This is a genomic window from Rhizobium sp. YTU87027, assembly GCF_050644135.1.
Taxonomy (GTDB): Bacteria; Pseudomonadota; Alphaproteobacteria; order Rhizobiales; family Rhizobiaceae; genus Rhizobium.
On the sequence record NZ_CP098440.1, the window covers coordinates 3,251,012 to 3,264,373 of the forward strand.

Sequence of the window (13,362 nt, forward strand, 5' to 3'; positions counted from 1 at the left end):
GCCGTTGTATTTTAGCAAGCCTAACGTGCTTTCGAGTTCCCTCGGTCGCCTCAAATTATGGCGAAAGTGCCGTTGCAGCTGCCAGATTCGTCAACTGCGGAGAAATTGCGCCAATCCGGGATGATCCTCGTGGCCCAGAAATTCATCCATCGGAGCGGCCACGACAATCCTGCCGTCTTCGATAAAAAGGCCGAAGTCTGCGATGCGTCTGACCTCGTCAGGATCATGCGACACGACGACGACGGTATTGCCGGTCTCGCGATGCATGTCGAGCAGCAGCGCTGCCATTCCATTTCTCAAGCCGGGATCAAGCGCCGCGAAGGGCTCGTCAAGCAGAAGCACTGGGCGATTGCGAACAAGAGCACGCGCGAAGGCCACGCGCTGCCGCTCCCCGCCGGAGAGCGTCCCCGGCATTCGCCGCTCAAAACCGGCGAGCCCCACCTTTTCAAGCGAAGACATGATCGATTGCCGATCAGCAGCCATGAGTTTCATTGCCGGGTCAATGCCAAGGCCGATGTTAGTAAAAACATCGAGATGCGCGAACAGATTATTGTCCTGGAATACGAGCGAGACGGCGCGTCGGGCCGGATGCTCGCCGGTTACATCTTTTCCCGCGATCAGAATCCGCCCTCGAATGGCCGTGTCGAAGCCGGCAAGCAGGTTCAGGAACGTCGACTTGCCAGCCCCCGATGCGCCCGTCACTGCAATCACCGCACCGGCGGGAAGCCGGCAATCGAAGTGAAACTCTTGCGCGCCAAGTTGGAGACCGACATCGCGCATCTCGACCGAGAACTGCGGATCACCCATGGAGAGCCACCTCTCGCCGCGCAGGCCCCATGGTGCCGGCGATCGTCAGCAGCAGGCAGACGATACCAAGGATCAGCGCCAACCCATCCGCATCGTTCGTCCGATAGCTCCCCATGCGGCTATATACGAGCCAAGGCAGCGTGACGAAACTATCCGAACCGAACAGCGCGACGGCGCCGAGGTCGCCGAGCGACAGCGCCATCGCGAATGAAAATGCCGTGAGGATAGGCTTGAACAGGGCGGGCATGTCGATGAGACGTAGCTGCACCCAACCTGTGACACCGAGGCTCGCCGCAAGTTTTTGCGTCCGGCGTTTATGAACGATGAAAGCGGGCTCGAGAACGCGCATCACAAAGGGCAGAGACATCAAAGCGTTGATCGCAACAATCAGCAGAGGAGCGGCTGCGCTCACGTCACTGAAGCTTCTCAGCGCGAGAAACCAGCCCGTCGCAAGGACGATCGGTGGCACGAGCAAGACCAGCGACGACGCGCCACCCATGGCGGCAAAGAATGCTCCCGCACCCGAGACCCCTGGACGTCGGAGAAGCACCGCCCGGCGCGCACTCACCAGCATCATCGAGATCAGCAAAGCGAGGACCGCCGCGGAGATCGAGATGGCAAGGCTGGTGCCTGCCGACTGCCAGAAAATAGGTTCGCGCAACAGCTTCATGAGATCAGACCGAAGGCCTGCGAAAACCACTGACATCAAAGGCAAGCCCAGAAACAGAATGGCAAGCAGCAGGACGCTGCCATCCATAAGCCGCGCACCCGGCAGTCCCCCATCCGGGCGCCTGACGGCCTTACCGGCCGTCGTCCCCTCATCCCTCGGGGCCGGAAGAAACGACAGCGCCCCAAGGATCACAGCTGTAATAACGATCTGGAGCAGGGAGAGCGCGACGGCCCTGCCTGGATCAAAATCGAAGCGCAGCGATTGATAGATGGCGACCTCGACGGTCGTCGCGGCTGGTCCACCACCCAGCGTCAGCACCAGCGTGAAACTCGTGGCGCACAGCATGAAGATCAGGCCCGCGATGCCGGGAATGACCGAGCGCAGAACCGGCCATTCAACGAAGCGGAAAATCGAGCCAGGCCGCATGCCGAGACCACTCGCCATCAGCCAATATTCCGCTGGCACGCGTTCCAGTGCCGCCAGCATCAGGCGGCAAGCGAGCGGCATGTTGAAAAAAACATGCGCCAGCAGTATTCCAGAAAGCCCGTATATGCTGATCGGTTCCGCCATACCAAGCTTGAGCAGCACCGAGTTCAGGATGCCCTGCCGTCCCCAGATTCCGATCAACCCAAGGGCCCCGATCAGAACAGGGAGCCCCATCGGCACCGCCATGAGGCGAATGATCCAGATACGGCCGGGGAAATGCCGCTGACGCGCCAGGGCTTGTGCGACCGGAATTGCGAAAGCGATGGAGAGCAGCGTCGAGAATAGGGCCTGCAACAACGTGAAACGAAGGACCCGCAGGACGTATGGCTCGAACACCGCCGTCAGAATGGACGAGGTATCGTTCGAGAGAAGCAAGGCAAAGATTGCAAGGCCGACGAAAACGGCAATGCCGGCGAGGCTCGCAGCCCCGCCCAGCATCGCATGTCGCATCTCCGTCTTAGTCGGAAGCATCAATTTATGCTCATGGCAGCCAGCCACTCATCGACCCAGGCCTTGCGGTTTTCGGCGACGTCATCCGAGCTCATCAGAAAGGTCTTTGACGGATTCACGAGCTTGCCGAACGCATCCGGCAGCGGCTGTGACGTCGCGGCAACTGGCATCATCCAGTTGTTGGTCGGAATGGTATCTTGGAAGCCCGGCGTCACCATGAACTTCAGGAACTCACGCGCAAGCTCCTTGTCGGGCGCATTCTTAAGCAGGCCTGCCACCTCGATCTGTATGTAATGGCCTTCTGAAAATGCGGCCGCCTGATAACGGTCCGTATTTTCCGCGACCATGTGGTAGGCAGGTGAGGTCGTGTAGGAGAGTACCATCGGCGCCTCACCCTTGGTGAAAAGCCCATAAGCTTCCGACCAGCCGGGGGTCACCGTCAGCACCCGCTTCTTGAGTTTTGCCCAAGCCTCAGGCGCCTTATCGCCGTAAACAGACTTCACCCACAGCAAGAGACCGAGCCCTGGTGTCGAGGTGCGCGGATCCTCTATGACGATCTTTTGCGAAGGATCGCCCTCAACCAGATCCTTCATGCTTTTCGGAGGATTTTTGATCGTCTGAGTGTCGTAGATGACGGCAAAGTGGCCATAGTCGTAAGGCACGAATACGTCGTCTTTATAGTTCCCAGGCACTTTAAGCGCGCCAACATCGACACCGCTCGCATCGAACAGGCCGGTTGCTTTCGCTTCCGTGGTCAGATTCGTATCCAGGCCGAGCACGACATCGGCCTTCGTGCCGGCGCCTTCGAGTTTGAGGCGCGACAACAAGGCCACGCCATCGGCCACGCTGACGAAATTGACGCTGCAGCCGCAGGTCTTCTCGAATGCTTCCTTAACCTTCGGACCCGGACCCCATTCGGATGTGAAGCTTTCGTAGGTGTAAATGGTGAGCGTCTTGTCTGCCGCCTGCGCGCCTGCACCGGCCAGGCCGACAGTCGCGACCAAAGCCGTAGCAAGCAGCGAACGGCTCTTGAACTTGAATTTGAACATGGCACCTCTCCTCTGGTTTTTGCTTGAAGGGGAAAAGGGCGGTGCCAGATGTCACGCGTCTAATCCCTCCGCCGGTGTTAGCCGGATCAGGTTCCGCGGGTTGGCTTTCAGCCTCTCAGCCGCATGCCTAATGGCACGGGGCACCCCGTTAGAGCGTTTGAGATGTATCGCCACGCTTGGCGTCTTGCAAGTGGTGGCCCTAGGCCGCGCTCGGCATTTACTCGGCGGCTTCGGCACTTGCCGCCCGCCGCACCTCTGTCACCCGCGGCAACTGCGTCGGCTTCAGCATCACCGCCGCGCAAAGGCCAATGAGAGCGATCGCGCAAGATGTCATGAAAAGCGGCGTGAACGCATTGGCATAGGCGTCTGCAACGGCCTGGCGCGCCTGCTCCGGCAAAGCGGCCAACATCTTTGGAGTCAGTTGCTCGATGTCGGTTACCCCCGGAATGGAAGCACCCGTCTTGCCGAGCCGCGAACCGACGATCGCCCCGTAAATGGAGATGGCGATCGATGCGCCGCCCATGCGTGACAGCGTCACCGATCCCGTTGCGGCGCCAACGTCGCGCGCCGGGGCGGCATTCTGAACACCGATCACCGGCACCTGCTGTGCGAGGCCGACGCCGAAGCCGTGGAGAGCCATTACCGCCCCGATCAGCATCACCGGTGTCCCGACATGAACCTGCGTGAGCAGCACGAATGCGATGGCACTGCAGGTCAGGCTTGCGATCGCGAACGGCTTGTAGCGTCCGGTCATGGAAATGATGCGGCCCGCGGAGAGCGACCCGCAAACGATGCCGCCGGTCAGAAGAATAAAGAACGCTCCAGCCGCCGACGGTGAAAGACCGGTCGTCGTTTGCAGGAACAACGCAAAATAATTGACCATGCCAATACCGATCGCACCACTCATGACAGACATAACAAGCAACAGGCTGAACGTGGAATTGCGAAACAGAGACAAGGGAACGATCGGTTCTGCAGCGCGACGCTCGACGAAAATCCAACCAATGACCGCCGCTACGCCAAGCGCCATGATGGCTAGATTTTGCGGCGCAACCAACGAGCCGAAGACCTGTGCGCCATCGGCGGCCAGAACGATGCTTGCCGTCGTCAAGGCGAGCAGCAGGGCGCCGGCGTAATCGATCTTCGGACGGCGGTTGGGCTTCCGGTAAGGCAGCATCGAAGCCAGACCGACAAGGACGACGAAACCGATCGGAACGTTGACGAGGAAGATTGAGCGCCAGCCGAAAAGATCGCTCATCGCACCACCGAGAACGGGCCCGATCGCACCGGATGCCATCAACACAAGGCTGGAATAGCTCTGGTACCGCGCACGTTCGCGCGGCTCGAACAGGTCCGCGTTGACGGCGAAGATCGACACCATGATGCCGCCCCCGCCAAGTCCCTGCAGCACGCGGGCCGCAATCAGCGTGTTCATCGATATTGCCAGCCCGCAGACGGCGGAGCCGACCGTGAAGATCATGATCGCGGCCATCATCACGTACTTGCGGCCGAAGAGGTCGCCGAGCTTGCCGTAAAGCGGCATCACCGCGCTCACGGCGAGCAGATACGCCGAGCCAACCCAACTGAACCGCTCGAGGTGGCCGAACTCTCCGACGATCGTCGGCAGAGCCGTTGCGACAATCTGGTTGTCGAGTGTCGCCATGAACATGGCGGCCATCAGGAAAAGGAAGAGGATGAACCGCCGGCGATGATCCGTCACAAGCGGCGCTGCAGCAATTTGAGTGTCCATGAAAGCGTCGTTCCAGATTAGGGAGTGGCCATTTATGTGCTGTTAGCATATATTTGTCAATGTCACCTGTTTGACATCGGCATATTCTCATTTGCCGCCTGAGATGCTATGTTTCCGCAATGAACGAGAGCTTGACGAACCTGACCGACACCGAGGCCGAGACCCACGAACCGGACATCCTGCGCATTGGTCAAAGCATGACCCGCATGCGCTTGATGACCGGGCGCAGACTGATCGGGAGGCTCGCCATCCAAAGTGTGGCGCCCGGGCTTGAACTGTCCCACCTCGACGTGCTGGACGCGGTGCGGCGCGCGCATGAGGTTGGCGACGTAACGGTTGGAACGATTGCCGAAATGATGCGGATCGACCCGTCGCGCGCAAGCCGCATCGTCGCGGAGATGGTGGGGCGGAACATTCTGCGGCGAAAGGCATCTCAAGCGGATGCGCGGCGGATTATCGTCGTGATGACGCCACTTGGACAGAGGCTGTTATCAGAGATACGTGCGCAAAAGCTCACATTCGTTTCCGAGGTGGTCAGGGACTGGAAGCCCGAAGAGATCGAGGCGTTCGGGGAGCTGTTCGAGAAGTTCATTTCCGGCTTCGAGAGTGTTTTTGAGGCCCGCATCAAGGATATCGCCGACGAAGGCTGAGCTGCGGCCCTTTCCCTTCCCCCCTGCTTTGCGCTAAGGGCAGTGCGCATGAACCAATCCACCTTCACCATTCTCCTTGGCGGCGAGCTGCAGATAACCGATCGCCTGCGAAATGCCATCTCGGGCAGCCGTTTCATTGCCGCCGACGGGGGAATGCGTCATGCGGCAGCACTCGGTGTCGTTCCAGAGTTGTGGGTCGGTGATTTCGACTCGACGCCTGCGGATCTCGAGGGGGCTTTTCCCGGCGTGCCCAGGCAACCTTATCCCGCCGCGAAGGCGTCCACTGATGGCGAGATTGCCGTCTCGGAAGCGATTGCGCGCGGTGCAAAACGTCTCGTCTTGGCGGGAGCCCTTGCGGGTGAGCGTTCCGATCATGCCATTCAGCACCTGCTCTATGCGGTCAGCCTCGCAGAACAGGGTTATGACGTGCTCCTGACGTCCGGCAGCGAGGAGGCAGTGCCGCTAGTTGGCGGCGCAATCGAGCTGGACCTGCCGCCTGACAGCCTCTTTTCGGTTCCTGGCTTCAGCGAACTGCGCGGCCTGACGATCGAAAACGCGCGCTACCCGCTGGCCGATTTCCATTTGCCCTTCGGCTCGTCGCGTACCATTTCCAATGTCGCGAAGGGCAAGGTGCGCTTTTCGCTTGAGAGCGGCCGCGCCATTGTGCTCGCCCGCCCCTATGACCTTTCCGGAGTCTGATCTTTGGCGCCTCCCATTCTGAAACTCGATGACATCTTCCTCAGCTTCGGTGGCACGCCATTGCTTGCCGGCGCGGCCCTGCAGGTGGAACCCGGAGACAAGATCTGCCTCGTCGGCCGCAACGGCTCCGGGAAGTCGACGCTGCTGAAAATCGCCGCCGGCCTCGTCGAAGCGCAATCGGGTGAGGTCTTCCGCCATCCCTCCTCGACTGTCCGCTATCTGGAACAGGCCCCGGATTTCGCAGGCTTCAATACCGTACAGGCCTATGCCGAAGCGGGGCTTGGTCCTGGTGACGATCACTACCGCGTGACTTATCTCCTCTCACACCTTGGGCTGACCGGCGAGGAAGACCCCAAAAACCTCTCGGGCGGCGAGGCGCGCCGCGCCGCGCTTGCGCGCGTTCTCGCGCCGGAACCCGACATCCTTCTCCTTGATGAGCCGACCAACCATCTCGATCTGCCGACCATCGAATGGCTGGAAGGCGAACTGCAGAAGAGCCGCAGCGCACTCGTCCTGATCTCCCACGACCGCCGCTTCCTCGAGAAGGTCTCGACTGCGACCGTCTGGCTAGACCGCGGCACATCGCGGCGGCTCGACAGGGGCTTTGCGCATTTCGAAGCCTGGCGTGACCAGGTTCTGGAAGCGGAAGAACTCGAGCAACACAAGCTCGGCAAGGCGATCGAGCGCGAAGAGCATTGGCTGCGCTACGGCGTCACTGCCCGACGCAAGCGCAATATGCGCCGTCTCGGCGAACTACAGACGATGCGCTCGCAGTATCGCGGCCACAAAGGCCCGCAGGGCGCCGTACAAGCAACGGTTTCCGACGCGCAGGAATCCGGCAAGCTCGTCATCGAGGCCGACAAGATCACGAAGACGTTCGGCGATCGGCCGATCGTCGCTCCCTTCTCCATTCGCGTGCATCGCGGTGATTGCATCGGTCTCGTCGGCCCGAACGGGGCCGGTAAGACCACACTGCTGAAGATGCTGACCGGACAGCTTGCGCCGGATAGCGGCACCGTCAAGCTTGGAACCAATCTGGAAATCGCGACGCTGGATCAGAAGCGCGAAGACCTCAATCCGGAAGAAACGCTCGCCCACTACCTGACGGATGGGCGCGGTGAGAACCTCCTCGTCAACGGCGAGCAGCGACATGTGACGGGCTACATGAAGGAGTTCCTGTTCCAGCCCGAACAGGCGCGTACGCCGATCAGGAACCTTTCCGGCGGCGAGCGAGCGCGGCTCATGCTGGCCCGCATCATGTCGCGCCCGACAAACCTGCTGATCCTCGACGAACCGACCAACGACCTTGATATCGAGACGCTGGATCTGCTGCAGGAAATCGTCGCAGGCTTCCCCGGTACTGTAATCCTTGTCAGCCACGACCGCGACTTCCTCGACCGCACCGTGACATCGACGATCGCGCCGGCAGTTCCAGATGCACCTGATGGGCGCTGGATAGAATACGCAGGCGGCTATTCGGACATGCTTGCGCAGCGAAAGGGCGCGGTCGAAGAGCGGAAGAAGGCTGAAAAGGCGGCGGAACGATCAAAGCCGCAGGAAGCAGCAGCTTCCTCCGATACGGCGAAAGGAAAGGGCAAGCTTTCCTACAAGCAGAAGTTCGCTCTCGATAATCTTCCAAAGGAAATGGCCAAAGCCGAAGCCGAGATCACCAAACGCGAGGAGCGGATGGCGGACCCCAGCCTGTTTACCAAGGACCCTACCACATTCAACCGCTTGGCAGCAGAAATGGAGAAGCTCCGGGACAGCCTGACGAAGATGGAAGAGGAATGGCTGGAGCTTGAGATGCTCCGGGAGGAATTGGAAGGCTGAGGCATCTCTCGCCCGCTAATTCCATCCGTCTGTTTGCTACGCAACCTGGCTTTCACGTTTCATTGATTCGTCAGCCTCCGATCGGCCGGACTAAGCTGCACCCGTATTCGCAGCTTGCACGACGGCAAGGAAGCAGACCATGCCACAAAATCTCAAAGGATCTACCGCGCTCCTCTGGGTCGCGGGTTTCCTCACTATTGCATCGCACGGCGCGCTTGCCCAAGAAGCGCAGCGTGTGCGTGGAGCCATTGAAAGCCTGAATGGCAACACGTTGGTGGTCAAAACACGGGAAGGCACCGATCAGACGATAACATTGAAGCCGGACTGGAAGGTCCGCGGCATCAAGAAGGCCTCTGTTGACGACATCAAACCGGGCGACTTCGTTGGCGTTGCATCGCTGCCGAAAGCAGACGGCGGCGACGGCGCTCTTGAGGTGCTGATCTTTCCAGCAGCCATGAAGGGCACCGGAGAAGGCAGTCGCCCCTGGGACCTGCAGCCAAACAGCACGATGACCAACGCAACCGTCGCTAAGGCTGTCAAGGCAGTCGACGGCCACACCATCACGCTCACCTACCAGGGCAAGGAAAAGACGATATCCATTGCCGACGATACACCCATCGTTGCCATCGCCCCTGCGGGAAAGAAGGACCTTGTCGCAGGAGCGCGCGTGATCGTGATGGGTGAAAAAGCTGCCGACGGTAGCGTGTCCGCGACAAATGTCACGGTCGGCACAAACGGCGCCATACCGCCGATGTAAGTGATCAGAGTGCTGGTGCCGGCGCGTTCGGGGCTTTTACCACAACCTTCGCTTCAGGCTTCGCGTGCAGGGCTTCGAGATGCAGCACGCGCGGCTTGAAAGTCTCGACGTAAGTGTCTGACCGGCCGATGTAGATCATCGTCGCCTCTGGCATGGAGGCGAGGACCTGCATCATTGTGGATTGCCATTCCGGCTCCATGCCCTCCAGCACTTCGTCGAAAACAATCCATTTCGGCCGCACGAGCAGCAAGCGAGCGAACCCGATCGCCCGCTGCTCGTCTGAGTCAAGCAGTTTGTCCCAGCGGGCTCGGGTATCAAGTCGAGAAACCAGATTTTGGAGACCTGCCTTTTCCAATGCCGCAACGACATCGGCATTCTGATAGGCGTCCACAGGTTCGGGAAACGCCAATGCTTCGCGAAGCGAACCACCCGGGATGTAGGCCGATTGCGGGATAAAAAGCATATCCTCCGTGGGCGGTAAGCCGATCCTGCCGCCACCGCACGGCCACAGCTCGGAGAGTGCAAGGAAAAGCAGTTTGCGATTCACGTTGTGATCGCCATTGATCATGACCTTTTCGCCGGCCTTGATCGTCACCGCGCTTTCCTGCACACGAAAGCCGCCGCATTGATCAATATCTTCGCCGATCTTGGCGGCAATCCGGACATGGTCCAGCGTCAGGATTCCGGGAGGATTCCGTTCGTACTTGATCGTGCCCTTCAGATTGATCTCATCGCTCATGCTGGTGAGCGCCTGCCGGAAATCGGTGACGCGCATCAGCGTGGCGCGCCATTCGGCAATGGGGCCAAAGTTCGCGACATACCAGCGAAGGGCGGTATTGACTTGGTTGAAGGCGCCGACCGACACCATCAGCTGCCCGAACGTCAGTCCGCCGGAGAAGTAGGCGGGTGCAGCGACGATGATCGGGATAACCACGACAAGCCAGCCGTAGCCGGCCGATACCCAGGTGAGGTTGACGTTGGCCATCGCCACCCGCTTGATAACAGCAAGCACCGCACTGATGTCGGTATTGATACGCTGCTGCTCATTCTCCTCGCCGCGAGCCACAGTAATCGCCGGCATGTTCTCATTGGCGTGCATCAGCGCGAAGCGAAGTTCCGCTTCCTTCGAAAAACGGTCGGCATTGAGCTTCACCAGCTTGCGGCCAACCAGCTGACTGAGAATCGATGCGGACGCCGCATAGAAGATTGCCGCCCAAACCATATAGCCCGGAATGGAAAAGGAGCGCGTGCCGAAATGGAAGACAAAGCCGCTGGAGAGGTCCCATAACACGCCGATAAAGCTGATAAGCAGAATCGTCGCCTGTACCAGCCCGATCATCAGGCTGGTTGTGCTCTCGGCGAGATTGCGGGCATCTTCGTGCAGGCGCTGATCGGGATTGACGCCGATGAGGCCGCTGGCTGAAAGCCGAAGCGCACGCTTGCGTTGGAGCCATTGGTTGACCAGATCGCGCGTCAGGCCTTCGCGCATATAGAGCGCGGTCATCTGGTTTAGCCATGCCTGTACGACATTGAGCAGCAGCAGCATGCCTGCGATCAGGGCAAAGACCTTCAGCTGATGAAAGAAACCAGGCAGATCGCGCCGAGCGATGCTGTCGTAGAAGGGCGCATTCCACTGGTTAAGGATGACGGTCGCATAGGCAGTGGCGAGAATAATGGCGATCAGCGCGGTCGCGATCACCAAGACCCTTCCCCGCACGGGCGAATGCCAGAAGGCCGAGAACATGACCCTCAAGCGATAGCCCAGGCTCAGATCGTATCCTACTCTGTCCTGCCCTTGAATGCTTGGCCTGCCTTCGAGGTCATCTGCCATTACGCGTCCCTAGCCATCATTCTACTTCAATAAACATGGTGTTTCGCTGTGTCCACCAACAGATTCTAGCAGTCATTAACGCTGCGGTGACTTCATATCGCCCCGACCTTTCGTTTGAGCAATTGATTCGCGGATCGAGTGACGCTATTTAAGACGCTCCGTGGTGATTTGGCCGGCCGGCTTGCAGCCACGTTAAAGAAGTTGCTAAAGGGCCGCGTGCGGACCGATAGCAATGTATTCGTTGTTTTGATCGAGTGACCGCAATGCCCATCAAGATCCCCGATACCTTGCCTGCGTTTGAGACCCTGGTTCAGGAAGGCGTGCGCGTGATGACCGAGACGGTGGCTATCCGTCAGGACATCCGTCCGCTGCAGATCGGGCTGCTCAATCTCATGCCGAACAAGATCAAAACGGAATTGCAGATGGCCCGCCTGGTCGGCGCCTCTCCGCTGCAGGTCGAGCTTTCGCTCATCCGCGTCGGCAACCACAAAGCAAAAAACACCTCGGAGGACCATCTTCTCGCCTTCTACCAGACGTGGGAGGAAGTGAAGCACCGCAAATTCGATGGTTTCATCACGACAGGCGCGCCGATCGAGACGCTGCCTTACGAAGACGTGAACTATTGGGGCGAAATGCAGCAGATTTTCGACTGGACGGAAACCAACGTCCATTCGTCGATGAACGTCTGCTGGGGCGCGATGGCCGCGATCTATCACTTCCACGGTGTTCCCAAGTACGAACTCAAGGAGAAGGCCTTCGGTGTTTACCGGCACCGGAACCTGAAGCCGTCGTCGGTCTACCTGAACGGCTTCTCCGACAATTTCGAGGTCCCTGTTTCGCGCTGGACGGAGGTCCGCCGCAGCGACATCGAGAAATCGGGAAGCCTGGAGATCCTGATGGAATCCAGCGAAATGGGCGTCTGCCTTGTGCACGAACGTAAGGGCAAGAGGCTCTATATGTTCAATCACGTGGAATATGATTCAACGTCGCTTTCCGACGAATATTTCCGCGACGTGAACGCCGGCGTGCCGATCAAGATGCCGCACAACTACTTCCCGCACAACGATCCGTCGCTGACGCCGCAAAACCGCTGGCGCAGCCACGCACACCTGTTGTTCGGCAACTGGATCAACGAGATCTACCAGACCACACCCTACGATCTCAACGATATCGGCAAGAGCGACTGACACGAGCTGATGCAAGGCGGCTGGCGCAACGAATGCCGGGTCCGGCCGCGTTTCTTTTCGACGACACCGTTGCGGTTTGTGGCAAATGGGGGCAGGTTCCTTGCCTCAATCGAAGATATATCTGGATGGTCGCTATGGCGGAAATGTTGAAACGGCAAGTTTTTGGGCAGACCCAGTCGGGCGAGACCGTCTATCGCGTCGAGATCAAGGGTGGCGGGCTCACGGCCAAGATCATCACCTGGGGTGCCGTCATTCAGGATCTTCGCCTTGACGGTCACGATGCGCCGCTGCTGCTCGGCTTCGATGATTTTGACAGCTACCCCGCCCACTCCTCCTACTTTGGCGCGACGCCCGGGCGCTGCGCAAACCGCATCGGCGGCGGCAAGTTCGCGCTGGACGGCAAGAGTCATCAGCTCGATCTCAACGAGAAGGGCGTGACCCACCTTCATGGCGGCAAGGACAACATCGCCAAGCGGAACTGGACAATCGTCGAGCATGATCTCGACCGCGTCGTGCTGAAGATCGTCGATCCGGACGGTCGCGGCGGTTATCCCGGCAACTGCACCATCCAGGCAACTTACTGGGTGCATGGTGACGGCGAATTTTCTGTCATCTACGAATCGACGAGTGATCAGCCGACAATCGCCAACGTCTGCCAACATGCCTACTTCAACCTCGACGGCCGCGAAGATGCGCTCGGCCACGACATCATGATTGCAGCCGAGGGCTACCTCGTGACAAACGAGTTGCAGATCCCGACCGGAGAGGTGCGGCCCGTCGCCGGAACGGTCTTCGACTTCCGCGAAATGTCGCCCATGAAGCGGTTCGACGGCAGCGAACAGGCGCTCTACGATCACAATTTCTGCCTCTCCACCGAACGCACGGCCAAGCGATCCGTCGCGCTTGCCCGCAGCCTGAATTCAGGCGTTTCGCTGGAAGTCCGCACGACGGAGCCCGGCATACAGTTTTACGCCGGCTTCAAGCTCGACGTGCCTGTACCCGGCCTGGACGGACGCAAGTACGGTCCGTTCGCCGGCTTCTGCCTGGAAACGCAGGTTTGGCCGGATGCAATCAACCACGAGGGCTTCCCCAATGCGGTTCTGCGTCCGGGCGAAGTGCTGCGTCAGGAAACGGATTACATTTTCTCGAAGAGCTAACGCCTCCGTTCGGCTCGAAGAAACAAACCCTTGCAGGTC

General features: G+C 59.5%; 11 protein-coding genes and 2 riboswitches. Of the genes, 6 read left to right on the forward strand and 5 right to left on the reverse strand.

What is annotated here, in order from left to right:
• Positions 1-90: 90 nt before the first annotated feature.
• The 4 genes from NBG89_RS16120 to NBG89_RS16135 form a co-directional block, all read right to left on the reverse strand.
• A complete protein-coding gene (locus tag NBG89_RS16120) occupies positions 91-807 on the reverse strand; it encodes a thiamine ABC transporter ATP-binding protein (RefSeq protein WP_431320767.1) in 717 nt (238 codons plus the stop codon).
• Positions 800-2,434, reverse strand: coding sequence for a thiamine/thiamine pyrophosphate ABC transporter permease ThiP (gene thiP, locus NBG89_RS16125; protein ID WP_431322713.1), 1,635 nt, complete (start codon positions 2,432-2,434; stop codon positions 800-802). Before thiP ends, NBG89_RS16120 begins: the two co-directional genes overlap by 8 nt.
• The gene (thiB, locus tag NBG89_RS16130; protein WP_431320768.1) at positions 2,434-3,462 is read right to left on the reverse strand and encodes a thiamine ABC transporter substrate binding subunit; all 1,029 of its coding nucleotides are present in this window, start codon (positions 3,460-3,462) and stop codon (positions 2,434-2,436) included. The genes thiP and thiB overlap by 1 nt, the downstream gene beginning before the upstream one ends.
• Before the next feature lie 46 nt (positions 3,463-3,508).
• A riboswitch (TPP riboswitch) is annotated at positions 3,509-3,620 on the reverse strand.
• 59 nt (positions 3,621-3,679) lie between these two features.
• The gene (locus NBG89_RS16135) at positions 3,680-5,212 is read right to left on the reverse strand and encodes an MDR family MFS transporter (RefSeq protein WP_431320769.1); all 1,533 of its coding nucleotides are present in this window, start codon (positions 5,210-5,212) and stop codon (positions 3,680-3,682) included.
• 119 nt (positions 5,213-5,331) lie between these two features.
• On the opposite strand from NBG89_RS16135, the gene NBG89_RS16140 reads away from it, so the two are divergent.
• The 4 genes from NBG89_RS16140 to NBG89_RS16155 all read left to right on the forward strand — a co-directional run bounded on the left by NBG89_RS16140 (position 5,332) and on the right by NBG89_RS16155 (position 9,148).
• On the forward strand, positions 5,332-5,862 hold the full coding sequence (locus NBG89_RS16140; protein WP_431320770.1) for a MarR family winged helix-turn-helix transcriptional regulator: 531 nt from the start codon (positions 5,332-5,334) through the stop codon (positions 5,860-5,862).
• Between the two features lie 48 nt (positions 5,863-5,910).
• A complete protein-coding gene (locus tag NBG89_RS16145; protein ID WP_088693062.1) occupies positions 5,911-6,561 on the forward strand; it encodes a thiamine diphosphokinase in 651 nt (216 codons plus the stop codon).
• 3 nt (positions 6,562-6,564) lie between these two features.
• Positions 6,565-8,391, forward strand: coding sequence for an ABC-F family ATP-binding cassette domain-containing protein (locus tag NBG89_RS16150; RefSeq protein ID WP_431320771.1), 1,827 nt, complete (start codon positions 6,565-6,567; stop codon positions 8,389-8,391).
• 139 nt (positions 8,392-8,530) lie between these two features.
• Positions 8,531-9,148: a DUF5666 domain-containing protein gene (locus NBG89_RS16155; RefSeq protein WP_431320772.1), complete on the forward strand. Its 618-nt coding sequence runs from the start codon at positions 8,531-8,533 to the stop codon at positions 9,146-9,148.
• Between the two features lie 4 nt (positions 9,149-9,152).
• Here NBG89_RS16155 and NBG89_RS16160 read toward each other — a convergent pair whose 3' ends face one another.
• Positions 9,153-10,979: an ABC transporter ATP-binding protein/permease gene (locus tag NBG89_RS16160; protein ID WP_431320773.1), complete on the reverse strand. Its 1,827-nt coding sequence runs from the start codon at positions 10,977-10,979 to the stop codon at positions 9,153-9,155.
• 150 nt (positions 10,980-11,129) lie between these two features.
• A riboswitch (SAM riboswitch) is annotated at positions 11,130-11,207 on the forward strand.
• A 35-nt stretch (positions 11,208-11,242) separates the two neighbouring features.
• Here NBG89_RS16160 and metA point away from each other — a divergent pair.
• On the forward strand, positions 11,243-12,166 hold the full coding sequence (gene metA, locus NBG89_RS16165; protein WP_431320774.1) for a homoserine O-acetyltransferase MetA: 924 nt from the start codon (positions 11,243-11,245) through the stop codon (positions 12,164-12,166).
• 134 nt (positions 12,167-12,300) lie between these two features.
• Positions 12,301-13,323 carry an aldose epimerase family protein gene (locus NBG89_RS16170; protein ID WP_431320775.1) on the forward strand — a complete coding sequence of 341 codons (1,023 nt, stop codon included), beginning with the start codon at positions 12,301-12,303 and terminating at the stop codon, positions 13,321-13,323.
• Positions 13,324-13,362 lie beyond the last annotated feature (39 nt).